The organism is Pseudomonas sp. WT-JTC (assembly GCF_056711565.1).
The window spans coordinates 1,968,518-1,992,199 of record NZ_CM160042.1 but is presented as its reverse complement, the minus strand read 5'-3'; the positions used below and the strand labels follow the sequence as shown (position 1 = coordinate 1,992,199).

At 60.4% G+C, this 23,682-nt stretch carries 19 protein-coding genes and 2 pseudogenes; 7 read left to right on the top strand and 14 right to left on the bottom strand.

Annotation, left to right across the window (positions count from 1 at the left end; all coding sequences use genetic code 11):
* Position 1 precedes the first annotated feature (1 nt).
* Complete coding sequence (locus AC06G5_RS09040; protein ID WP_480459274.1) at positions 2-661, bottom strand: GntR family transcriptional regulator; 660 nt, start codon at positions 659-661, stop codon at positions 2-4.
* Positions 662-938: 277 nt separating this feature from the next.
* Between AC06G5_RS09040 and xdhA the strand changes: the two genes are divergently transcribed.
* The 4 genes from xdhA to guaD all read left to right on the top strand — a co-directional run bounded on the left by xdhA (position 939) and on the right by guaD (position 7,057).
* Positions 939-2,393, top strand: coding sequence for a xanthine dehydrogenase small subunit (gene xdhA, locus AC06G5_RS09035; RefSeq protein WP_480459273.1), 1,455 nt, complete (start codon positions 939-941; stop codon positions 2,391-2,393).
* Complete coding sequence (xdhB, locus tag AC06G5_RS09030) at positions 2,386-4,785, top strand: xanthine dehydrogenase molybdopterin binding subunit (RefSeq protein ID WP_480459270.1); 2,400 nt, start codon at positions 2,386-2,388, stop codon at positions 4,783-4,785. The genes xdhA and xdhB overlap by 8 nt, the downstream gene beginning before the upstream one ends.
* A 116-nt stretch (positions 4,786-4,901) precedes the next feature.
* A complete protein-coding gene (gene xdhC, locus AC06G5_RS09025; RefSeq protein ID WP_085716804.1) occupies positions 4,902-5,744 on the top strand; it encodes a xanthine dehydrogenase accessory protein XdhC in 843 nt (280 codons plus the stop codon).
* An 8-nt stretch (positions 5,745-5,752) separates the two neighbouring features.
* Positions 5,753-7,057, top strand: a complete 1,305-nt coding sequence (gene guaD / locus AC06G5_RS09020) for a guanine deaminase (RefSeq protein ID WP_413705372.1) — start codon at positions 5,753-5,755, stop codon at positions 7,055-7,057.
* A 152-nt stretch (positions 7,058-7,209) separates the two neighbouring features.
* On the opposite strand, the gene AC06G5_RS09015 is transcribed toward guaD, so the two are convergent.
* The gene (locus AC06G5_RS09015) at positions 7,210-7,974 is read right to left on the bottom strand and encodes a GntR family transcriptional regulator (RefSeq protein WP_008021853.1); all 765 of its coding nucleotides are present in this window, start codon (positions 7,972-7,974) and stop codon (positions 7,210-7,212) included.
* Between the two features lie 343 nt (positions 7,975-8,317).
* Between AC06G5_RS09015 and AC06G5_RS09010 the strand changes: the two genes are divergently transcribed.
* The gene (locus AC06G5_RS09010) at positions 8,318-9,532 is read left to right on the top strand and encodes a benzoate/H(+) symporter BenE family transporter (RefSeq protein ID WP_480459269.1); all 1,215 of its coding nucleotides are present in this window, start codon (positions 8,318-8,320) and stop codon (positions 9,530-9,532) included.
* Positions 9,533-9,644: 112 nt separating this feature from the next.
* On the opposite strand, the gene AC06G5_RS09005 is transcribed toward AC06G5_RS09010, so the two are convergent.
* A complete protein-coding gene (locus AC06G5_RS09005; protein WP_007971486.1) occupies positions 9,645-9,989 on the bottom strand; it encodes a YggL family protein in 345 nt (114 codons plus the stop codon).
* 233 nt (positions 9,990-10,222) lie between these two features.
* On the opposite strand from AC06G5_RS09005, the gene dacB reads away from it, so the two are divergent.
* The gene (dacB, locus tag AC06G5_RS09000; RefSeq protein ID WP_480459267.1) at positions 10,223-11,683 is read left to right on the top strand and encodes a D-alanyl-D-alanine carboxypeptidase/D-alanyl-D-alanine endopeptidase; all 1,461 of its coding nucleotides are present in this window, start codon (positions 10,223-10,225) and stop codon (positions 11,681-11,683) included.
* Between the two features lie 125 nt (positions 11,684-11,808).
* Here dacB and AC06G5_RS08995 read toward each other — a convergent pair whose 3' ends face one another.
* From AC06G5_RS08995 to rlmKL, 4 genes and pseudogenes are all read right to left on the bottom strand, one after another.
* Positions 11,809-14,208 carry a sensor domain-containing diguanylate cyclase gene (locus AC06G5_RS08995; RefSeq protein ID WP_480459266.1) on the bottom strand — a complete coding sequence of 800 codons (2,400 nt, stop codon included), beginning with the start codon at positions 14,206-14,208 and terminating at the stop codon, positions 11,809-11,811.
* A 203-nt stretch (positions 14,209-14,411) separates the two neighbouring features.
* Positions 14,412-14,507 (bottom strand): annotated as a pseudogene (locus AC06G5_RS08990) (hypothetical protein); the annotation flags it as partial.
* A gap of 352 nt (positions 14,508-14,859) precedes the next feature.
* Positions 14,860-14,955, bottom strand: a pseudogene (locus AC06G5_RS08985) (hypothetical protein); the annotation flags it as partial.
* 128 nt (positions 14,956-15,083) lie between these two features.
* A complete protein-coding gene (gene rlmKL, locus AC06G5_RS08980; RefSeq protein ID WP_413422091.1) occupies positions 15,084-17,354 on the bottom strand; it encodes a bifunctional 23S rRNA (guanine(2069)-N(7))-methyltransferase RlmK/23S rRNA (guanine(2445)-N(2))-methyltransferase RlmL in 2,271 nt (756 codons plus the stop codon).
* A 530-nt stretch (positions 17,355-17,884) separates the two neighbouring features.
* On the opposite strand from rlmKL, the gene rmf reads away from it, so the two are divergent.
* Positions 17,885-18,100: a ribosome modulation factor gene (gene rmf, locus AC06G5_RS08975; RefSeq protein ID WP_003223300.1), complete on the top strand. Its 216-nt coding sequence runs from the start codon at positions 17,885-17,887 to the stop codon at positions 18,098-18,100.
* Between the two features lie 255 nt (positions 18,101-18,355).
* Here the strand turns inward: rmf and AC06G5_RS08970 are convergent, their stop codons facing one another.
* From AC06G5_RS08970 to sctI, 7 genes are all read right to left on the bottom strand, one after another.
* The gene (locus AC06G5_RS08970) at positions 18,356-19,375 is read right to left on the bottom strand and encodes a quinone-dependent dihydroorotate dehydrogenase (RefSeq protein WP_413422089.1); all 1,020 of its coding nucleotides are present in this window, start codon (positions 19,373-19,375) and stop codon (positions 18,356-18,358) included.
* A gap of 143 nt (positions 19,376-19,518) precedes the next feature.
* On the bottom strand, positions 19,519-20,889 hold the full coding sequence (locus AC06G5_RS08965; RefSeq protein ID WP_480459263.1) for a hypothetical protein: 1,371 nt from the start codon (positions 20,887-20,889) through the stop codon (positions 19,519-19,521).
* 43 nt (positions 20,890-20,932) lie between these two features.
* Positions 20,933-21,370 carry a hypothetical protein gene (locus AC06G5_RS08960; protein WP_480459261.1) on the bottom strand — a complete coding sequence of 146 codons (438 nt, stop codon included), beginning with the start codon at positions 21,368-21,370 and terminating at the stop codon, positions 20,933-20,935.
* Complete coding sequence (locus tag AC06G5_RS08955; protein WP_413422083.1) at positions 21,360-22,079, bottom strand: oxygen-regulated invasion protein OrgB; 720 nt, start codon at positions 22,077-22,079, stop codon at positions 21,360-21,362. The genes AC06G5_RS08960 and AC06G5_RS08955 overlap by 11 nt, the downstream gene beginning before the upstream one ends.
* Positions 22,051-22,617: a secretion system protein gene (locus AC06G5_RS08950; protein WP_480459259.1), complete on the bottom strand. Its 567-nt coding sequence runs from the start codon at positions 22,615-22,617 to the stop codon at positions 22,051-22,053. Before AC06G5_RS08950 ends, AC06G5_RS08955 begins: the two co-directional genes overlap by 29 nt.
* Positions 22,604-23,326 (bottom strand): EscJ/YscJ/HrcJ family type III secretion inner membrane ring protein, encoded by a 723-nt coding sequence (locus AC06G5_RS08945; RefSeq protein WP_480459258.1) that lies wholly within the window; start codon positions 23,324-23,326, stop codon positions 22,604-22,606. The genes AC06G5_RS08950 and AC06G5_RS08945 overlap by 14 nt, the downstream gene beginning before the upstream one ends.
* On the bottom strand, positions 23,323-23,631 hold the full coding sequence (sctI, locus tag AC06G5_RS08940) for a type III secretion system inner rod subunit SctI (protein WP_480459257.1): 309 nt from the start codon (positions 23,629-23,631) through the stop codon (positions 23,323-23,325). Before sctI ends, AC06G5_RS08945 begins: the two co-directional genes overlap by 4 nt.
* Between the last annotated feature and the right edge of the window lie 51 nt (positions 23,632-23,682).

Sequence of the window (23,682 nt, the reverse complement as noted above, 5' to 3'; positions counted from 1 at the left end):
ATCAGGCGTCCGTCAGAGCGGAGATCACCAGATCGCAGCTGCGCTGGGCGTAAGCCGTCAGCACCACGCGAATCTGCGCAAAGTCACGGGCGATCACGGCCGCGAGCAAGCGTTCGAACAGTTCCAGGAACTCGCTCATCGAAGCCTTGCGCTGGTCCAGGGCAAGGAAATAGGCGCGACTCATGGCCGGCTGCAGATTCTCGACGGTTTCCTGCAAGTACGGGTTGTTGGCAAACCCATAGGTGGCACGCATCACGTTGAAACTGTCATCGACGAAGGTGTGGATGTCCTGGCGCTCGTAGCTGGCGGTCAGGCGCTGCTGGATTTGCACGAACGGCGCCAGGTCGGCCTGGACTTTCCAGCCACTGGCCACGGAGTTGGCCAGCAGGATGTACATCTCGCTCATCAGCGTGCACAGGCTCTGCACCTTGTGCGGCGTGAGCTCGGTGACGTGGGCGCCACGGCGCGGCAGGATCGCGATCAGGTGCCGGCGCTCGAGGATCAGCAAAGCCTCGCGGACCGAACCACGGCTGACATTGAGGGCCAGCGTGACCTTCTGTTCCTGGATGCGCTCCCCGGGCTTCATTTCGCCGCGAATGATGCGTTCGGCGAGGTGGTGAGCGATTTGCTCGGCGAGGCTGTCCGGCGCCTTGAACGTCATGGTTGTCCTTCAAACTCTTTGATCTGTACAAGCGGCGCAGTGTAGCGCAATTGCTGCATCAGGGCGGAGTGCCCGCCCGGAGGTTTTTTGGCACGATTCAAGCAAATTCAAGCAAAAAGGCAGGCTAACGAACCAGCGACAATAATTAACGAACAGGTGGTTGATCGACAAAATGCATTTTCCTGACCTTTAAGTCAGAAAATCATTGACCGAAAAGTCAGACCTGCTAAATTCGGTCCTATCGGTTAACAACAATAATGAGTCTGCGAGGCCTTCCGTGATCCAGTTTTTACTAAACCAGGAACTCCGTAGCGAGCACGCCCTGGACCCGAACCTGACCGTGCTCAATTATCTGCGCGACCATGTGGGCAAACCCGGCACCAAAGAAGGCTGCGCCAGCGGTGACTGCGGCGCCTGCACCGTGGTGGTCGGCGAATTGCAGACGGATGATGACGGCCGCGAACACATTCGCTATCGCAGCCTCAACTCGTGCCTGACCTTCGTGTCGTCCCTGCACGGTAAACAACTGATCAGCGTTGAAGACCTCAAGCACAAAGGTCAACTGCACAGCGTGCAGAAAGCCATGGTCGAGTGCCACGGCTCGCAATGCGGTTTCTGCACCCCAGGCTTCGTGATGTCGCTGTTTGCCCTGCAAAAGAACAGCGATGCACCGGATCATGCCAAGGCCCACGAAGCACTGGCCGGCAACCTCTGCCGCTGCACCGGCTACCGGCCGATCCTGGAAGCCGCCGAGCAATCCTGCTGCGCCAAGCAACCGGACCAGTTCGACGCCCGCGAGGCCGAGACCATCGCGCGCCTGAAAGCCATTGCCCCGACCGATATCGGCGAACTCAACAGCGGCGACAAACGCTGCCTGGTGCCATTGACCGTGGCCGACCTGGCCGATCTCTACGACGCTTATCCACAGGCCCGCCTGCTGGCCGGCGGTACCGATCTGGCGCTGGAAGTCACGCAGTTCCACCGCACTCTGCCGGTGATGATCTACGTCGGTAACGTCGCCGAGATGAAGCGCATCGATCGCTTTGACGATCGCCTGGAAATCGGTGCCGCTACATCCCTTTCCGATTGCTACGAGGCCTTGAACGCCGAGTACCCGGACTTCGGTGAACTGCTGCACCGCTTCGCGTCCTTGCAGATCCGCAACCAGGGCACCCTGGGCGGCAACATCGGCAACGCCTCGCCAATCGGTGACTCGCCACCGCTGCTGATCGCCCTCGGTGCGCAAATCGTCCTGTGCAAAGGCGACACCCGCCGCACCCTGGCGCTGGAGGATTACTTCATCGATTACCGCGTCACTGCGCGCCAGGAAAGCGAGTTCATCGAGAAGATCATCGTGCCGCGCGCCAGCGTCGAAAAACTGTTCCGCGCCTACAAAGTCTCCAAGCGCCTGGACGACGACATTTCCGCCGTGTGCGCTGCCTTCAACATTCGCCTGGAAAACGGCGTCGTCGCTGAAGCCCGCGTCGCCTTCGGCGGCATGGCGGCCATCCCGAAACGCGCTGCCGCCTGCGAAGCCGCATTGCTTGGCTCGCCATTCAACAACGCCACCGTTGAACGCGCCTGCGCCGCCCTGGGCGAAGATTTCACGCCGCTCTCGGACTTCCGCGCCAGCAAGGAATATCGCCTGCTCAGCGCGCAGAACCTGCTGCGCAAATACTTCATCGAACTGCAAACACCGCACATCGAGACTCGGGTGACCGCTTATGTCTAATCATCACGCCGTAGAGAAGACCCAAGCCGAATTGGCTGAACTGTTCGCCAAGGACCTGACCACCGGTGTCGGCCGCAGCGTCAAGCACGACAGCGCCGCCAAGCATGTCGCCGGTGAAGCGCAGTACATCGACGACCGCCTGGAGTTTCCGAACCAGTTGCACGTTTATGCGCGCATGTCGGACCGCGCCCATGCCCGCATCATCAGCATCGACACCGCGCCCTGCTACGCCTTCGAAGGCGTGCGCATCGCCATTACCCACGAAGACGTACCGGGCCTGAAAGACATCGGCCCATTGATGCCCGGCGACCCGTTGCTGGCCATCGACACGGTGCAGTTCGTCGGTCAGGTAGTGGTGGCCGTGGCCGCCCGCGACCTGGAGACCGCACGCAAGGCCGCCATGGCCGCCGTGATCGAATACGAAGACCTGGAACCGGTGCTGGACGTGGTCGAGGCCTATCGCAAAAAGCATTTCGTGCTGGACACCCACACCCATCAACGCGGTGATTCGACAGGGGCATTGGCGACCGCGAAAAACCGTATCCAGGGCACGCTGCACATCGGCGGCCAGGAGCACTTCTACCTCGAAACCCAGATCTCTTCGGTAATGCCCACTGAAGACGGCGGCATGATCGTCTACTGCTCCACGCAGAACCCCACCGAAGTGCAAAAACTGGTGGCGGAAGTGCTGGACGTGTCGATGAACAAGATCGTCGTCGACATGCGCCGCATGGGCGGCGGTTTCGGCGGCAAGGAAACCCAGGCCGCGAGCCCGGCCTGCCTGTGCGCGGTGATCGCGCACCTGACCGGCCAACCGACCAAGATGCGCCTGCCACGGGTCGAAGACATGCTGATGACCGGCAAGCGCCATCCGTTCTATGTCGAATACGACGTGGGCTTCGACGACAGCGGGCGCCTGCATGGCATCCAGCTGGAACTGGCGGGTAACTGCGGCTGCTCGCCGGATCTGTCGAACTCGATTGTTGACCGTGCCATGTTCCACTCCGACAACTCGTACTACCTGGGCGACGCGACCATCAACGGTTATCGCTGCAAGACGAACACTGCGTCGAACACCGCCTACCGTGGTTTCGGCGGCCCGCAAGGCATGGTCGCCATCGAAGAAGTGATGGACGCGATTGCCCGGCATCTGAACCTCGACCCGCTGGCAGTGCGCAAGGCCAACTACTACGGCAAGACCGAGCGCAACGTCACCCATTACTACCAGACCGTCGAGCACAACATGCTCGAGGAGATGACCGCCGAACTGGAAGAAAGCAGCCAGTACGCCGAGCGTCGCGAAGCCATCCGTCGCTACAACGCCAATAGCCCGATCCTGAAAAAAGGCCTGGCGCTGACCCCGGTGAAATTCGGTATTTCCTTCACCGCCAGCTTCCTCAACCAGGCAGGCGCCTTGGTGCACGTCTACACCGACGGCAGCATCCACCTGAACCACGGCGGCACGGAAATGGGCCAGGGCCTGAACACCAAGGTCGCGCAGGTCGTGGCCGAAGTGTTCCAGGTCGAAATGGACCGCGTGCAAATCACCGCGACCAACACCGACAAAGTACCGAACACCTCGCCGACCGCCGCTTCCAGCGGTGCCGACCTTAACGGTAAGGCCGCGCAGAACGCGGCGGAAACCATCAAGCAACGCCTGGTGGAATTCGCTGCCCGCCAATACAAGGTCAGCGAAGAGGACGTGGAATTCCACAACGGCCACGTGCGCGTACGCGACCATATCCTGACCTTCGAAGCACTGATCCAGCAGGCGTACTTCGCTCAGGTGTCGCTGTCGAGCACCGGGTTCTACAAGACCCCGAAAATCTACTACGACCGCAGCCAGGCCCGTGGCCGGCCGTTCTACTACTACGCCTTCGGTGCGGCGTGCTGCGAAGTGCTGGTCGACACCCTGACCGGCGAATACAAGATGCTGCGCACCGACATCCTCCACGACGTCGGCGCCTCGCTGAACCCGGCCATCGACATCGGCCAGGTCGAGGGTGGTTTCATCCAGGGCATGGGCTGGCTGACCATGGAAGAGCTGGTGTGGAACAACAAGGGCAAGCTGATGACCAACGGCCCGGCCAGCTACAAGATCCCGGCCGTGGCGGACATGCCGCTGGACCTGCGGGTGAAGCTGGTGGAAAACCGCAAGAACCCGGAAGACACGGTGTTCCATTCCAAGGCCGTGGGCGAGCCGCCGTTCATGCTTGGCATCGCCTCGTGGTGTGCAATCAAGGACGCGGTGGCGAGCCTGGGCGATTACAGGCATCAACCGAAAATCGATGCACCGGCGACCCCGGAGCGGGTGTTGTGGGGCTGTGAGCAGATGCGCCAGTTGAAGGCGGCGAAGGCTGTCGAGGCTGAAACCGAGCTGGCTTCACTCTAAGACCGAGGCGCCGCCTTCGCGAGCAAGCCCGCTCCCACATTTGGAATGCAATCCCCTGTGGGAGCGGGCTTGCTCGCGAAGAGGCCCGAACAGACAACAACGATGTCGAGGTGAACATGTACAACTGGATCGACGCCCTCGCCGACCTGCAAAACCGGGGTGAGCCCTGCGTGCTGATAACCATCATCGAAGAGCTCGGCTCGACGCCGCGCAATGCCGGCTCGAAGATGGTCATCAGCGCGAACCAGGCCTTCGACACCATCGGTGGCGGACACCTGGAATACAAGGCCATGCAGATTGCCCGCGAGATGCTGGCCAGCGGCAAACAGGACACCCATCTGGAGCGCTTCAGCCTCGGTGCCAGCCTCGGCCAATGCTGCGGTGGTGCCACGGTATTGCTGTTCGAACCGATGGGCCAGGTACAGGCGCAGATCGCCGTGTTCGGTGCCGGCCACGTGGGCCGGGCGCTGGTGCCACTGCTGGCCAGCCTGCCTTGCCGGGTGCGCTGGATCGACTCGCGGGATGCGGAGTTTCCCGAACAGATCCCCCATGGTGTACGCAAGATCGTCAGCGAAGAACCGGTGGATGAAGTCGATGATCTCCCTGCCGGGAGCTATTGCATCGTGATGACCCACAACCATCAACTCGACCTCGAACTCACTGCCGCGATTCTCAAGCGCAACGACTTCGCCTACTTCGGCCTGATCGGCTCGAAGACCAAGCGCGTGAAGTTCGAACATCGCCTGCGCGACCGCGGCTTCGACACCAGCGTCGTGCAACGCATGCGCTGCCCGATGGGTATCGGCGAAGTCAAAGGCAAGTTGCCTGTGGAAATCGCCATCTCCATCGCCGGCGAAATCATCGCCACCTATAACGCGAATTTCGGTCAGCACACCGCCAGCACCGGATCGATTGCCAAATTGCTGCCTGCGTCACGCCGCAGCCAAGCCTCCAACTGAGAATTCTCATGCCTCTGACTCGAAAAGCCTACCGCGCCGCCATCCTGCACAGCATCGCCGACCCTGCCATCGTGGGCATCGAAGCCTCCTACGAGTACTTCGAAGACGGTTTGCTGGTTGTGGATAACGGCCAGATCAGCGCCCTCGGCCACGCCAGCGAACTGCTGCCGACCCTGGCGGCCGACGTCGAAATCACCCACTATCAGGACGCACTGATCACTCCCGGCTTCATCGATACCCACATCCATTTGCCGCAAACCGGCATGGTCGGCGCCTACGGCGAGCAATTGCTGGACTGGCTCAACACCTACACCTTCCCGTGCGAAAGCCAGTTCGCCGACAAGGCCCACGCTGACGAAGTCGCGGACATTTTCATCAAGGAACTGCTGCGCAACGGCACCACCACCGCGCTGGTGTTCGGCAGCGTGCACCCGCAATCGGTGAACTCGTTCTTTGAAGCCGCCCAACAGCTGGATCTGCGGATGATCGCCGGCAAGGTGATGATGGACCGCAACGCGCCGGACTACCTGACCGACACCGCCGAATCCAGCTACGTGGAAAGCAAGGCGTTGATCGAGCGCTGGCACGGCAAGGGTCGCCTGCACTACGCCGTCACCCCGCGTTTCGCACCGACCAGCACCCCGGAACAACTCACCCTGGCCGGCCAGTTGCTGACTGAATACCCGGATCTGTACATGCAGACCCACATCAGCGAAAACCTCAAGGAGATCGAGTGGGTCAAGGAGCTGTTCCCGGAACGCAAGGGCTACCTGGACGTCTACGATCACTACCAGTTGCTCGGCGAGCGCTCGGTGTTCGCCCACGGCGTGCACCTGTGCGATGAGGAGTGCGCGCGACTGGCAGAAACCGGTTCGGCCATCTCGTTCTGCCCGACCTCGAACTTCTTCCTCGGCAGCGGCCTGTTCAACCTGCCGATGGCCGAGAAGCACAAGCTCAATGTCGGCATCGGCACCGATGTGGGCGGCGGCACCAGTTTCTCGCTGCTGCAAACCCTCAACGAAGCCTACAAGGTCATGCAGCTGCAAGGCGCACGCCTGAGCCCGTTCAAGTCGCTGTATCTGGCAACCCTCGGTGGCGCCCGCGCGCTGCGTCTGGAAGACAAGATCGGCAACCTGCAACCGGGCACCGACGCCGACTTCCTGGTGCTGGACTACAACGCCACGCCACTGCTGGGCTATCGCCTGAAGCAGGCCAATAACATCGCCGAGACGTTGTTCGTGTTGATGACGCTGGGGGATGACCGGACGGTGCTGCAAACTTATGCGGCGGGGAATCTGGTGCATCAGCGGTAAAATTTGCCAGGCATAAAAAATCCCCCGGTGGTGTTCAGCCCCGGGGGATTTTTTGTGTCATTGATGCCGCCTTCGCGAGCAAGCCCGCTCCCACAGGTGTACGCATTCCAATGTGGGAGCGGGCTTGCTCGCGAAGCAGGCACCGCGGTCCATCAGATTTTCGCTGGCGAACGCCCTGGCTTCTTGGTCTGCAACAAATGCGAGAACACCGCATGCAGATCATCCGAAGCACTTTCCTCGTCGAGGTTGAGCTTGCTGTCGATGTGATCCATGTGATGCATCATCAAGTCGACCGCCAGTTCAGCGTCGCGTTTCTCGATGGCGTCGATCAACTGGGTGTGCTCGTCGTAGGAGCAGTGGGAACGGTTGCCGCTTTCGTACTGGGCGATGATCAGCGAAGTCTGGGACACCAGGCTGCGCTGGAAGCTGATCAACGGGGCGTTTTTTGCCGCTTCGGCCAGTTTCAGGTGGAATTCGCCCGACAGGCGGATGCCGGCACCACGGTCGCCACGGGAAAAGCTGTCGCGCTCGTCGTTGACCATCTGGCGCAATTCGGCAATCTGCTCGGCGGTGGCGTGCTGCACCGCCAATTCGGTGATCGCGCGCTCGACCAGACGTCGGGCCATGAACACCTGTCGCGCCTCTTCGACGCTCGGGCTGGCGACGACGGCGCCGCGATTCGGACGCAGCAGCACCACGCCTTCATGGGCCAGGCGCGACAAGGCGCGGCGAATGATGGTGCGGCTGACCCCGAAAATTTCCCCCAGCGCTTCTTCGCTCAACTTGGTGCCGGGCGCCAGACGCTGCTCGAGGATGGCCTCGAAGATATGCGCGTAGACAATATCGTCCTGGGTACCGCTGCGGCCGGCTTTGCCTGCTCGCGGCTGTTTCTTTAGGGGTTGCAACTGTTCGTTCATGGGCACTCGAGTCGGAAGAACTGCGGCGAATTGACGGTGACTGTAATACGGCACAGTGGGTCGCTGGCAAGTATCGCGTAAAAAACACCACGATTGTACACAATGGATGGTGGCAACACGACTGTACGGCTGAATGTTGCCTCGGCTGTATCGCAACGCCTGGTTACTTTTGAGTTTAGGCTTGTTCGCAGAATCCGCCCTCCTGTGGGAGCGGGCTTGCTCGCGAATGCAGTCTGTCAGCAACATCAATGTCGACTGACACGCCCTCTTCGCGAGCAAGCCCGCTCCCACATGGCTCTGCATCGCTGCGGACATCTTCATTGGTATAAGGAACACCGCCGTCATGAACGACGCCACGCACACCCAACTCCGTCCATTGGCCGATACCTCGACCTCGGCCATCGTCGCCGGGTTCATCGCCATGATGACCGGCTACACCAGCTCCCTGGTGCTGATGTTTCAGGCCGGGCAAGCGGCGGGCCTGAGCAGCGGGCAGATTTCTTCGTGGATCTGGGCGATTTCCATCGGCATGGCGGTGTGCTCCATTGGCCTGTCCCTGCGCTATCGCACGCCGATCACCATTGCCTGGTCGACCCCTGGTGCCGCGCTGCTGATCACCAGCCTGGGCGGCGTGAGCTACGGTGAGGCCATTGGTGCCTATATTACCTGCGCGGTGCTGGTGACGATTTGCGGGTTGACCGGCAGCTTCGAACGGCTGGTGAAAAAAATCCCGGCATCCTTGGCCGCCGCCCTGCTGGCAGGGATCCTGTTCAAGATCGGCAGCGAGATTTTCGTCGCGGCGCAACACCGCGCCGGCCTGGTATTGGGGATGTTTGTCACTTATCTGCTGGTCAAGCGCCTGTCGCCGCGCTATGCGGTGTTGGCGGCATTGCTGATCGGCACGGCATTGTCAGGCTTCATGGGGCTGCTGGACTTCAGCGGTTTTCACCTGGAGGTGGCGACGCCGGTCTGGACCACGCCACACTTCTCCCTGGCAGCGACCATCAGCATCGGCATCCCGCTGTTTGTCGTCGCCATGACGTCACAGAACATGCCCGGTATCGCCGTATTGCGCGCCGACGGTTACACGGTGCCAGCCTCGCCGCTGATCACCACCACCGGCATCGCCAGCTTGCTGTTGGCACCGTTCGGCTCGCACGGGATCAACCTGGCGGCGATCAGCGCAGCGATCTGCACCGGACCGCACGCCCATGAAGATCGCAACAAGCGCTACACCGCAGCCATCTGGTGCGGGATTTTCTACGGGTTCGCCGGCGTGTTCGGCGCGACGCTCGCCGCATTGTTTGCCGCGCTGCCCAAGGAACTGGTGCTGTCGATTGCTGCGCTGGCGCTGTTTGGCTCGATCATCAACGGCCTGAGCATTGCCATGAGCGTAGTGAAGGAGCGTGAAGCCGCGCTGATCACCTTCATGGTCACGGCATCGGGGCTGACGCTGTTTTCCATCGGTTCGGCGTTCTGGGGGATTGTCGCGGGGGTGGTGACGCTGGTGATCCTGAACTGTAGGAGCGAGCCTGCTCGCGATGGTCGTCAACGATAACGCTGGAAACCTGAGACCCCGCGGCGCTCTCAGGTTCATCGCGAGCAAGCTCGCTCCTACAAAGAGCAGGCAAAAAAACGGCGACCCTCGGGTCGCCGTTTTTTTCAGAACATCAAGCTACCGGATTGATCGGCTTTTCCGGGTACCAGACGTCCAGCAGCGGGCTGACTTCAACGCTGGTCAGCTCGGTGCGGCCTTTGAGCCAGGCTTCAACGGCAGCGCGCTGTTCAGCGCTGACCGAGCCACGCTTCTGCAGGCAAACCAGACCGTAGTCGTCGCCGCCAACATAACCCAGGCCGTTGGCTTCCATGGCTTCTTTGAGGAACGCATCGAGGAAAGCATCAATGGCTTCATCAGCCAAATCTTCTTTGAAATCCAGGTTCAGTTCGAAACCCAGCTCTTGAAATTCATCGACGCACAGTTTTTTGCGCAGACGCTGGGAACGGTTAGTCGCCATTGGAACAATCCTCTTAAGTAATAACGGGCGGCACTTTAGCAGTTTAAGCCGCCGATTGCCTGACTCTGTGGGCCACTATGCCTACCGTCGGTAAAAAATAGCCCGTCAGACCGCCCGCGTACGGCACAAGCGGTGACACCTTGGGGCATAATGCCGACACTTTCATGACCATTGAGGGAATTTATCGCCATGCCCTCATCTTATTTCCCCTCGGCTGTAGGGTTTTATTTCAGATGATCAAATCTTTGCGTCCTTTGCTGTTGGCCGGTTTTCTTCTCCCCCTGGCCCTCTCTGTTTCCGCTGCCCCCATCAACACTGCGTTGTCGCCCAACGTTGAAAAAGCCCTGAAGGCCAGCAAGTTGCAGGACAACGCCCTGTCGCTGGTGATGATCCCGCTCACCGGTCCCGGCACCCCGACGGTGTTCAACGCAGACGTTTCGGTCAACCCGGCGTCGACCATGAAACTGGTCACTACCTACGCGGCCCTGGAAATGCTCGGCCCGAACCATCAGTGGAAAACCGAGTTCTACACCGACGGCACCCTCAGTGGCGGCATCCTCAACGGCAACCTCTACCTCAAGGGTGGCGGCGATCCGAAGCTGAACATGGAAAAACTCTGGCTGCTGATGCGTGACCTGCGTGCCAACGGTGTCACCCAGGTCACCGGCGATCTGGTGCTGGATAAAACCTTCTTCGTGCAACCGCAACTGCCGGAGTTCAATGACGACGGCAACGACGAGAACAAGCCGTTCCTGGTCAAGCCCGACTCGCTGCTGGTCAACCTCAAGGCGCTGCGCTTCGTCGCACGCAATGATTCGGGCAAGGTACTGGTCTCGGTGGAACCGCCGATTGCGAGCATCCGCATCGACAACCAGGTCAAGGCCCTCAACTCCAAGCAATGCACCGGTGGCGTGCGCTACAACCCGGTGGCACAGGCCGATGGCAGCGTGACCGTGACCGTCGGCGGTCAGTTGGGTGAAGGCTGCAGCTCGCAGACTTACCTGTCGCTGCTCGACCATGCGACCTACACCGCCGGCGCCGTCCGGGCGATCTGGAAGGAACTGGGTGGCAGCATCCAGGGCAAGGATGTGCTGGCGCCAACACCGAAAGATGCCAAGGTACTGGCCCGGGCATTCTCGCCGGACCTGGCGGAAGTCATCCGCGACATCAACAAGTACAGCAACAACACCATGGCCCAGCAGTTGTTCCTGAGCCTTGGCCAACGCTTCCGCACCGACGCCGATAGTGACGACGCGAAGGCCGCCCAGCGTGTGGTACGTCAGTGGCTGGCGAAAAAAGGCATCACTGCGCCGCATCTGGTGATGGAGAACGGCTCCGGCCTGTCCCGCTCAGAGCGCGTCAGCGCCCGGGAAATGGCCTCGATGCTCGAAGCGGCGTGGCACAGCCCGTATGCCGCCGAATACATCAGCTCGATGCCGATTGCCGGCACCGACGGCACCATGCGCAAGCGCCTCAAGACCACTGCGATGCGCGGTGAAGCCCATGTCAAGACCGGCACCCTGAACACCGTGCGGGCGATTGCCGGCTTCAGTCGCGACGTCAACGGCAACACCTGGGCGGTGGTTGCGATCCTCAACGACAAGGCCCCGTTCGGCGCCTCTTCTGTGCTCGATCAGGTGCTGCTCGACCTGTACCGCCAACCGAAAACGCCGCAGACGGCTTCGGTTCTGTAAAGCACCACACACCCCATGTGGGAGCGGGCTTGCTCGCGAAGACGGCGGCACATCCAACCTCGATGTGACTGACAAACCGCCTTCGCGAGCAAGCCCGCTCCCACATGAGTCGCGTACAACCCGGGTTAATTCATCTCCCCTTCTACCCGATCCCTTCCTGCCTGCTTCGCCGCATAGACCCCCGAGTCCGCGCGTAACAGCAAGGCATCGGCGCCCTCTCCGGCCCGCCAACTGGCAATCCCGAAACTGGCGGTAACGGTACCGACATCTTCGATGGGTGAACTGCGCAAGCCTTGCCACAATTGCCGGGCCAAAATGTAGGCATGTTCGCCGTTGATATCCGGGCACAGCACCATGAACTCCTCACCGCCCAAGCGGCAGAACACATCGGTGCGACGCAACCGGTGGCCGATCCGTTGGCAGACCGCCTGCAACACCCGATCACCAATGGCATGGCCATGCAGGTCATTGATGCGCTTGAAATGGTCGATATCGAGCATGATCACTGACAAATCCCCACCGCCGCGCTCTACCCTGGCCATTTCGGTGGTCAGGCGCTCCTGGAAATAACGCCGGTTGTGGATACCGGTCAGCGAGTCGGTGACCGACAACGCGCGCAATTCTTCTTCCACCCGCTTCATATCGGAAATGTCCGAGATGTAGCCGTGCCACAGCACACCGCCACCGGGCAGTTCCTCCGGAGTGGCTTCGCCGCGAACCCAACGCAAACCACGTTGCGGCAGTTGCACGCGGTATTCTTCGCGCCAGGGGCTGAGGGTATCGGCCGAGGCACGGATCGAGGCGCGGACACGGGTGGTGTCCTGCGGATGAATCCGGGTGAAGATCGACTCGGCATTGAGCAGCAGCACGTCGGGCTCCAGCTCGTAGATCTCGCGAATGCCGTCGCTGGCGTAGATCACACTGAAGCGCCCGTCGAACTCCATCTTGAACTGGTAGATGCCACCGGGCACGTGGGCGCTGAGTTTCTTCAACAGCAGGTCCCGCGCCGCGAGCGCTTCATGGACCCGTTTGCGTTCGGTGATATCGATGCACACCGCCAGGTGCCCGACCCACAGGCCTTGCTCATCGAGCACCGGTGTCGCGAGCATGTTGACCATCAAATGGCTGCCATCGCCGCGCACCAGCGTCCACTCCCGCGCCTCGTGGCTGCCCTCCATGTCGCCTTCGACCAGCATCGCGTGGCAGGCTGGAACCGGTTTGCCATAACGTGCACTCAACTCCGCCGAGCGAGCGGCCAGTTCCCGGGGCAGGTGCAGGCTCTCCAGGGTCATATGGCCGACCACTTCGGCACTGGTATAGCCAAGCATCTGCTCGGCACCCGCGTTGAACGTGCTGATGACGCCGCGCAGGTCGGTGGCGATGATCGCAACCTGGGTGGCGGCATTCAGCACGCCACGCAGCTGACCATGGGTGCCGCGCAGCTCTTGCTCCCGATCGCGCAACTCCTGGGTGCGTTGCTCGACCAGTCGCAACGCCCGCTGCCGCTGACTGACCAGCACATACAGCAACGCACTGAGCAGCGCGCTGAGCAAACCACCCAGCACCATCACACTGGTCACCGATGAATGGTTGGCCTGGATAAAGGCTTCGCTGGGCTGGATATCGACTTGATAGTCATGGTCGGCCATGCGCAACAGGCGCGTGGCCGACAACTCGCTGATGGCCGGCGGGTTGGGCGACTCGAACAGCACTTCATGCTGGTCGTCGGTCGACAAATCGAGGATGCGCACCGATAGATAATCGCGGTTCGCTTCCGGCAGTCCGTCCGCCAGCAACTGGCGCATGCTGATCACGGCCATGACATAACCGTAGGGCTTCGTGGCCTTGTGGTACTGACTGTTGCGCTGCATGACCGGCGCGACCAGCAGCACCCCCCGTGCATAAGCCGGCTCGATATTCACCAGATGCATCGGTTGCGACACCGCCATACCGGCATGCTGATCAGCCCGATCGAGCGTGGCGCGCCGCAGCGGCTGGGCCAGCAAGTCGTAACCGAGGGGAGAACCGAGCTTGCTTTGGGTCTGGCTATAGAGCACCGCCACGTACTCGTCACGTTCGCCCGCCAGTTTCAGCTGACCGTCGGCATCGAGTTCGCGCAGGGAGAAGTTACTCAAGCCTTCGTCACGCACACGGCGCTCGAACGCCGCCCGCTGCTCGCTGGTGACCCGTTCCGCGTAGGAATAGGCTTGGGTTCGCAGCAGCAAAGGCTGGGTATAACCGTCGAATTCGGCTCGGGAAACCGAATCGGAATTGGCGAAAAAACGGCGCAGGCCATCGAGGCGCTGCTCCTGATCTTCGAAACGCTCTTCGATACGGCTGTAACGCTCACTGGCCAGCAGTTGAAAGCGTTGCCGCAATTGATGGTGAAACAGATTCAGCGTCGACCACGCCAACAACCCAGTGAGCACCCCGCCGACAAGTAACACCAGCAGCGCGATCAGCCAGGCCGAGACATCTTCGCTGATAAACCCCAGGATTTTTGGGCGCACGGCGTGCAACGACATAAAACGCAAACTCAAAACGCCAGGTGCGGGAAAGCCCTTTGGCCATGAGTTGAGTTATAGCTATTAGCCACTAATTTGACCAGTACCCTGTAGGAGCGAGCCCTGCTCGCGATGGGCTCAAGAACTCCGCGTGCATTCAGAAAGCACGCGTTATCGTTATCGACCATCGCGAGCAAGCTCGCTCCTACAGGTGGGTTCAACCGTCAACGGGCCGTGATCTTCCAGGCGCGATGGATCTTGGCGTTGCGGGCAAAATCCGGATCGATGGTCTGGGCGGTGATTTCCTCGACCGCATAACGCTCGCCGAAGCACTGTAGGAGCGAGCTCTGCTCGCGATGGGCTCAAGAACTCCGCGTGCATTCAGAAAGCACGCGTTATCGTTATCGACCATCGCGAGCAAGCTCGCTCCTACAGGTGGGTTCAACCGTCAACGAGCCATGATTTTCCAGGCGCGATGGATCTTGGCGTTGCGGGCAAAATCCGGATCGATGGTCTGGGCGGTGATTTCCTCGACCCCATAACGCTCGCCGAAGCACTGTAGGAGCGAGCTCTGCTCGCGATGGGCTCAAGAACTCCGCGTGCATTCAGAAAGCACGCGTTATCGTTATCGACCATCGCGAGCAAGCTCGCTCCTACAGGTGGGTTCAACCGTCAACGGGCCGTGATCTTCCAGGCGCGATGGATCTTGGCGTTGCGGGCAAAATCCGGATCGATGGTCTGGGCGGTGATTTCCTCGACCGCATAACGCTCGCCGAAGCACTGTAGGAGCGAGCTCTGCTCGCGATGGGCTCAAGAACTCCGCGTGCATTCAGAAAGCACGCGTTATCGTTATCGACCATCGCGAGCAAGCTCGCTCCTACAGGTGGGTTCAACCGTCAACGAGCCATGATTTTCCAGGCGCGATGGATCTTGGCGTTGCGGGCAAAATCCGGATCGATGGTCTGGGCGGTGATTTCCTCGACCGCATAACGCTCGCCGAGGTTGGCCTCCAGTTCGAACTTGCGGAAGTTGTTGGAGAAGTACAACACCCCACCAGGCGCCAGACGCGCCATGGCCAGGTCAATCAGTTGCACCTGGTCGCGCTGCACGTCGAACACGCCTTCCATGCGCTTGGAGTTGGAGAACGTCGGCGGGTCGATGAAGATCAGCTCGTACTCGTCACGACTGGCTTCGAGCCACGCCATCACATCTCCCTGCTCCAGGCGGTTCTTGTCGGAAAAACCGTTCAGTGACAGGTTGCGGCGTGCCCAGTCCAGATAGGTTTTCGACAGGTCGACACTGGTGGTGCTGCGCGCGCCGCCCTTGGCCGCATGCACACTGGCCGTTGCGGTATAGCAGAACAGATTGAGGAAGCGTTTGCCGGCCGCCTCTTTCTGGATACGCATGCGCATCGGCCGGTGGTCGAGGAACAGACCGGTGTCGAGGTAGTCGGTGAGGTTCACCAACAGCTTCACGCCGCCTTCATTGACCTCGACAAATTTGCCCTGCGCCGCCTGGCGCTCGTATTGTTTGGTGCCACTCTGACGCTCGCGGCGCTTGACCACCACACGGCTCTTGTCGATGTTCAACGCCTGCGGGATGGCTGCCAGGGCATCGAACATGCGGGCCGATGCTTTTTCCGGATCGATGGATTTCGGCGCGGCGTATTCCTGCACATGGACCCAATCGTGATACAGGTCGATGGCCATTGAGTATTCCGGCATGTCGGCATCGTAGACGCGGTAGCAGTCGATGCCTTCACGCTTGACCCACTTGCCCATGGCCTTGAGGTTCTTTTGCAGGCGGTTGGCGAACATCTGCCCGCCTTCGCTCAGACGCGGCTGCTCGACCACCGGAGCCGGTGCCGGTGTCGGCTTGATCGGGTTGCCGTTTTTGTTGAACTTGCGTTCCTGCGGCTCGTTTGGCGCCTGATCATAGGCGGCTTGTTCACGCTCGACCTGGCGTTGCTCCGGGGTGCGGCGCTCGCCGGTGACGAACTGGTCCGGCAGCACTTTGATCAGCAGCAGCTTGCACGGCAAGGCGCCGTTCCAGAACGAATACTGCTTGTGGCTGCGGATGCCCATGCGCTTGCCCAGGTCCGGCGCGCCGGTGAACACCGCCGCTTCCCAGTTCAGGCAGGCCTGGCGCAGGCGTTCGCCGAGGTTCTGGTAGAGGTAGAGCAGGCTCGCCTCGTCGCCCAGACGCTCGCCGTACGGAGGGTTACAGATCACCAGGCCTTTCTGGTTCTGGTCCGGGCGCGGCTCGAAAGTCGCGACTTCACCCTGATAGATCTTGATCCACTCGCTCAGGCCGGCCCGTTCGACGTTGTTACGGCCCGGTTGAATCAGTCGTGGATCGGCTTCATAGCCGCGAATCCACAACGGTGGCTTGGCCAGCCCGGCCTCTGCGCGCTCGGACGCTTCTTCGTGGAGTTTTTTCCACAGCGCCGGAACGTGACCGAGCCAGGCGGTGAAGCCCCACTGCTCGCGACGCAGGTTCGGCGCGATGTCGGCGGCGATCATCGCCGCTTCCACCAGGAACGTGCCGACACCACACATCGGGTCGGCCAGAGCGCCGCCTTCGGCTGCGATACGTGGCCAGCCGGAACGAATCAGGATCGCGGCCGCGAGGTTTTCCTTCAGCGGTGCCGCACCTTGCTGCAGGCGATAACCACGCTGGTGCAGGCTGTGACCGGACAGGTCGAGGGACAGGATGGCTTCGCCACGGTCCAGGCGCAGGTGGATGCGCAGGTCCGGGTTGAGCTTGTCGATGGACGGACGGTCGCCTTGCGGGGTGCGCAACTTGTCGACGATGGCGTCCTTGACCTTCAGTGCGCCGAAGTGGGTGTTGTCGATACCCGAGCCATGGCCGCTGAATTCGACGGCCAGGGTGCCGTCATTGAGCATGTGGTCTTCCCACTCGATGTCCAGCACGCCGTGGTACAGGTCTTCGGCATCTTTCATCGGGAAACGCTTGAGCACCAGCAGCACGCGGTTGGCCAAGCGCGACCACAGGCACAGGCGATAAGCGGTTTCCATCGTGGCCATGCCGCGCACGGCAGAGGTGTGCTCCCGCGCTTCCTCAAGGCCAAGCCCGACGGCTTCCTCGATGAGCAGGCCTTCAAGGCCTTTTGGGCAAGTGAGGAAGAGTTCGAAACGATCGGACATGGGAATTCCAGAACCTTTAGCTGAGTGACCGGGCAACGCATTGCCGGTCCGGTTTTCAATCAGGCGCTTTTCTCGAAGAGCGCCCGCGTAGCACGAAGTTGTGCCGTTCCACCCTTGCTGCCCGGGTTAAATGAGCTTAGATGCAAGGGCAGATAAAAAAGTTGATGCAACAAAATGTCATAAGTCGACCCTTCGTCGAATAGTGCTTCCCGGCAACGGGAGCCATTCTCACTAAAGGATTAAGCCCATCATCCAGCGCAGGGCCGATCATACCGGGGTTTGGCCAATAAATACGCTACAAACACGCTGTTACTTATGGCCTTAGCACATTAATAGTTACGTCCTTATGACAAAACGATCATTCCCTCGATGTGACGCATTGGTTAGAACTCAATACAGGTTGGCGCCACAACGGACGCCAACACCTTGGCTCGCCACGCCGGCAGCGAGCCCCCAACGGCAGACATTTCTGCCAGACCTCGATTGAGGTCAACGCGATAAATACAGTCAACAAGTGAGGGCAACACCCTATGAGAAGACTTAAGCGTGATCCGTTGGAAAGAGCATTTTTGCGCGGATATCAATATGGCGTTGGTGGTAAATCCCGTGAGCTTTGCCCATTTACTCTACCGTCGGTACGTCAAGCCTGGATCAACGGCTGGCGAGAAGGACGCGGCGACAACTGGGACGGTATGACCGGCACTGCGGGAATCCACAGACTCAACGAACTTCACGCCGTCGGCTAATTACAGGGCACAACACTCCGACACGACAATCTGATTTTGTACTGAATTAACCACGCACGTCCCATCCGGACGGCGGGCTCCGGCCCAGGGGCTCCTTTTAAGGAGCCCTTTTTTATGCCTGCTTATTGGCCCAGAACAACCCCTTGTAGGAGCGAGCTCGCTCGCGATGAACCCGAGAACACCGCGTGTATCCAGAAAGCACGCGTTATCGTTAACGACCATCGCGAGCAAGCTCGCTCCTACAAGTACAAAGGCTCAGCGCAGGGCGGCGATGGCGTCTACGGATTCACGAATCAGCGCCGGGCCTTTGTAGATGAAGCCCGAATAGATTTGCACCAGGCTCGCGCCTGCGGTGATTTTCTCCGCCGCGTGCTTGCCTTCGGTAATGCCACCGGCAGCGATGATCGGCAGGCGACCACCCAGTTCCGATGCCAGCACTTTCACGGTGTGGGTGCTCTTGTCGCGAACCGGTGCGCCAGACAGACCACCGGCCTCGTCGCCATGCTCCATGCCTTCGACGCCTACGCGGCTCAGGGTGGTGTTGGTGGCGATGACGGCATCCATTCCGGTTTCGATCAGCGCTTGTGCAACCTGCGCGGTTTCTTCGTCGCTCATGTCCGGCGCGATCTTGATCGCCAGCGGTACATGCTTGCCATGACGCAAGGCCAGCTCCGCACGGCGCTCGGCCAGATCAGCCAGCAACTGCTTGAGCGAATCACCGAATTGCAGGCTGCGCAGGCCCGGCGTGTTCGGCGAACTGACGTTGACCGTCACATAGCTGGCGTGGGCGTAAACCTTGTCCAGGCAGATCAGGTAGTCATCCACCGCGCGCTCGACCGGCGTATCGAAGTTCTTGCCGATGTTGATACCCAGCACGCCCTTGTACTTGGCCGCCGCCACACGGGCCAGCAGGTGATCGACGCCGAGGTTGTTGAAGCCCATGCGATTGATGATCGCCTCGGCTTCCGGCAGACGGAACAGGCGTGGCTTCGGGTTGCCCGGCTGCGGACGCGGCGTGATGGTGCCGATTTCGACAAAACCGAAACCCAGTTGGGCGAAGCCATCGATGGCTGCGCCGTTCTTGTCCAGGCCGGCGGCCAGTCCCACCGGATTCGGGAAGTCCAGGCCCATGACATTCACCGGCATTTTCGCCGGGGCCTTGCACAGCAAGCCGTTGAGCCCAAGACGTCCGCCCGCGCCGATCAGGTCCAGGGACAGATCGTGGGAGGTTTCCGGGGAGAGTTTGAACAACAGCTGACGGGCCAGGGTGTACATGGGCGGGTTGGACTCAGGGCGGCGAAAAGTGGGGCGATTATAGCCATGTGGAGGGTGGCGGGCGAGAAACTCTGCGATTCAACGTCGCAGACCTCATCCACCACCCGGATCGCCGCTGTCGAGCCGGGTGGTGGCCAATCAGGTTACGCCTGCAACTGCGCTGCAGGTTTGGCCTCAGGCGTGCTCTGGGAGCAACTCCAGATGAATGGGAAGTAGATGAGCATCATCATTATCCCCAGGCCGATATTCAGGAGTTGAGCTTGAGTGTTTTCACCAAGTTCAGTCAACGACAGTTTAACGGCTATGGCCCCCAAGATAAGAACAAGGCTCATAAACGCACAAGTTCGCGACGCCCCGTTATTGAACAGCGCATTCCCCGCCTGTTGTGCCGTGGGCACGCGTGCTTCGGTGCGCACTTCAAGGACACGTTGCTGGAGTGATTCGGGGTCAACCGATACCGACCCCAACCCCACTGATGGCGATAACAACGGCCAGCTTCGGCACAGGATAAAGACGAAATCGTCAATCACCGCGCCAAAAGCATTGAGCGTCCCGGCAATGGCATCGGCCCCCAGGCTCCAACCAACGCCCGTCGCAGCGCGCCCCGGGCCACTGAGAGGCATCAGTGCGCCCAATTGCTCCAACAGATACTGCACCGTACCAAAAGCTGCCATGGAGACTCCCGTCGCTTGGGCAGTCACCGCTCCGGCGTTGTCATTCAAAGGAAAGAAGGCATTGCACAGGTCCCGGGCAAATGTATAAACAGTCGTATTGATCGCCGTCGATAGCATTGAGCTGGATGCACCGGTAAGATGCGCCGCGATCAGCGACCCCATCGTGATGCTCGCCATACACACTCGGCCCAGTCGAGTCTGAAGATTGGCGGTGCCTGCGCACTCATCGCGGATAGCCCCCATCAGGCTCAGTGCCGGTCCAATCATCGTGATGGCGGCCACCTCCCATGCGCGAGATGTCTCGGGTGAATCGCCCTCCCGAATAGCTTTCTCCACGTAAAAACCGACCAGCTGACGCAATACTGTGGTCAGCGCGACAACCAGGCCTGTGCGCGCCGTAACATTAAGCAGGTTCAGCCCGGGCCCTCGGGCGCTCTCAAGCCACCCCAAGCCCGCATCAACAAAGGACTGCATTCGACTTTCGCGGGTTTGCTGGGTATCAAGTGCATTGAGCTGGTTGACTGCAGCGGATAGCGCCCCCAATTGCTCCCCTTGCAGAGAGCCCCCTTCTTCAATGAAGGCATTCACCGCTGTTACCACATTTTGACCTGTCTCGCCCTGCTCTTCACGGCACTGCTGCAACGCACTCTCAACGCTGCGAGCCAGGCGCGTCATTCCCGCGGCAACGTCCCTGGGTGATCCCAGCGTTCGCGCTTGAAAACCCGGGCTCGCGAGATCAAGAGCCTCTATCAAACGGCTGCCAGCTGAACTGACGCGTGAGGTGTCATTGCCTGAAATAGCAAAGATATTTCCAGTTGAACCACCAATCGAGTTAACCATCGTTGCTTCCCTGATCAGCTAATAAAATTTTTACTGCTCGGCCTCACCACTCACTCTTCTCCCAAGCCTCATCCTCCATCGGTTGGAACACATCACGCAGGAAGCTCTTGACGAAGACGTCCATGCTGAACGCGAGGCCATTGGCACCTTTGATTTCCTTATAAAGCTGCGATTTTTCCAGCCCGTCGTCCTTCAATCGAAACAGCACCTGCAGGGTGACTGCCATCAACGCCTTGGCAGTGGGGTACGCGGGCGATTCTCCATCTGCACTTCGAAGTGAACGGAGAAACTCATGGATGACCTTTTCTCCCTGCCCCTCCATGGTCGACAGCAACACATACAAGCGCTCGAATTCGGGGTCCGGGCGCTTGTTTTCAGGCACGTTCTGGCTGGCCGCAAGCACACGCGACTCAAGCGACCCGACCGTTGTGCTCTCCCCGCTCTCAGTCGTGCGCAGACTCAAAGCGGTTTCAATCCTCATGGCGGACCTCGGTCGGGGCAGTTTGATTGCAACCGGCCGAGCGTTCGGCAAAGGTCGAATACAGATCCGTGAGGGCCTGCATGGAAACCCGGTCCAGAGCGCGAACCGACTCCGGCAGATTCGCCACGCACGCCAGCAACCGCGGTTCCAGCCGTTGCCGGGCCGTTTCCACATCGAATTCGAGCAACTGATCCGCAAGCCGCACCACATAGCGCTCTTGCGGGTGATAGTCGAGGACCAGTTCGCCGGACCAGAGCCCGCGCAAGCGCTCGCGCAGTTCCTTGCCTTGCGGCCGGCAATGCAGTGGCAGCAGCACTTGCAACACCGCGCCCGTGTCGCCCGGTTGCTCGCTCAGCCAGCGCTCCAGCATGTCATCCAGCCATTCGGGACGACTCAAGGCTTGTGCGAGCAAATCGCGGGCGGCCTGCGCAAGGTCTTTGCGCAATTGCAGCCCCAGCGCCTGGGACTTCAGCAAACCGTCAGCCAACTGCCCGGTCGCGCACAAGATGCCCTCGGCATAGCCTTCCTGAAAGGCCTGGGCGCAAACTGCCACGGCATCACGTCGGGCCTGCTCGATACAATCACGGGCCCAGCGCTGCGCCTGCTGCTGCAAGGTGCGACGCCGACGCGCGGCGGCAATGTCCTCGCGCAACACCAGCGCCTCGCTCGACTCGGGAAGTTCAGTCAGGGTTCGGATAGTGTCGAGCATGCTGCACCGCCAGAAAGAAAAGCACCGGGCTGGGTTCAGTGACCGGCCATTGCTTGTGCAAGCGCACAACCGGTTCGGAAAATTGCAGGGCCAGGCGTTCGAGCAACATGGCCGGTACTTGCTCGTGCCAGCTCCATAACGCATTGAGGCCAGCGGCTTCGACCTGTTCCATTGAAACAGGCAAGGATTCGATTGGCAGGCCGCTTCTGACTCTTAAGTTGCAACCGGCGAACCGGCGCAATGGCAATGGCAGGCAGAGCAGCGCCGCTCCTCGCGCCAGATCGGGCATCAAGCGATGAGCGCCCATCAACCTGGCGATTCGGGGCAATTGTCGCCAATGGCGAACCCATTGTTTCGCCACGGAGGTCAGCGATGGCGAAGGCCACGGACCTTGCAGTTCCAGACCTTCAAGCACTATCCGGTTGAGCAGGTTTCTTGCCTCAGGGCTATCGAATCCCGCCGGGACAGTCAGGCGCTGAGGGTGCAGGTAACCCAGAGGCTCGGCGAGAATTTGCCCTAAACATTCAGCGTGCGACATCACGCCCTCCTGCGTTCGAATGGCGGTAAGTCCAGGCTGTGCCACCGGCCAACAACAGTCCGGTGATTACGGCCAACAACCACGTCCAGTACGAATGCCCCTGCGTAGCGGCCACGGACGGCGCGACATGCTGTGTCGGGGACCGTTTCGACAACACTACCGAGATGTTCTCGTACTCGACCGTCGCAAAACTGTTCTTGAGAAAACGTTTGATATTGGTGATCAGCAATTGCGGTTCGATATCGCGCTCATGGATTGCCACCGCCGAGAGGTGAATGGGCGGCGACTTGCGCCCGCCTTCACCGGCATCCAGGTCGTAGCTGACATGTACCCGCGCTGAAACCACACCTTCGAGCACACCCAGCGACTGTTCGAGCCGCTGCTCCAGCGCTGAGTACAGCCGGGCTTTTTCAGCGCGGGGCGAGGCGACCAAAGAGTCGGCGGGAAACATCTGCGCCACTTGCAGGCGTGGCCTGGAGGGCAGCGAATAGAGGTTGAGCAAATCGACGGCGGCGGAAAAATCCACCTGATCGATTTTCACCGAATAGCCGGATTTGCCAGCGTCGATTTTCACCGCCGCGATGTTGTTGCGTTGCAGGACCGACAGCACTTCATTGGCCTGCTGCTGGTCCAGCCCTTCGAGCAGATTGGGTTGGCGACACCCCGACAGCGCCAGGCACAACACCATCAACAACACGCCTGGCTTCATGACGCACGCAACAGGGTTTCGGCCGTGCCGACCGCTTTGCGCACCAGCACGTTGAGCAAATTGATGTCCACGTTGTATTGCCCGGTCATCTCCTGCAATTGCGCCAATACTTCAGGGCTGGCGATATCGGGGCTTTGCATTACCTGGTTGATGGCTGCCACCTCCTGCTCGCTGTTGACTGCGGAACCGGCGAACGCTTCGATCAACCGAGACTCCAGGGAAACGATCGGACCCGTCTGCGGGCCGCGCAACTCAGTGAACGCTGTGCGCTGGATTGACGAAGCGAAAATGTTTTCAATAGACATGCGATGCACCCATGAGAATGGCCATCGTCACGCACCAATGGCCGGCCGGAA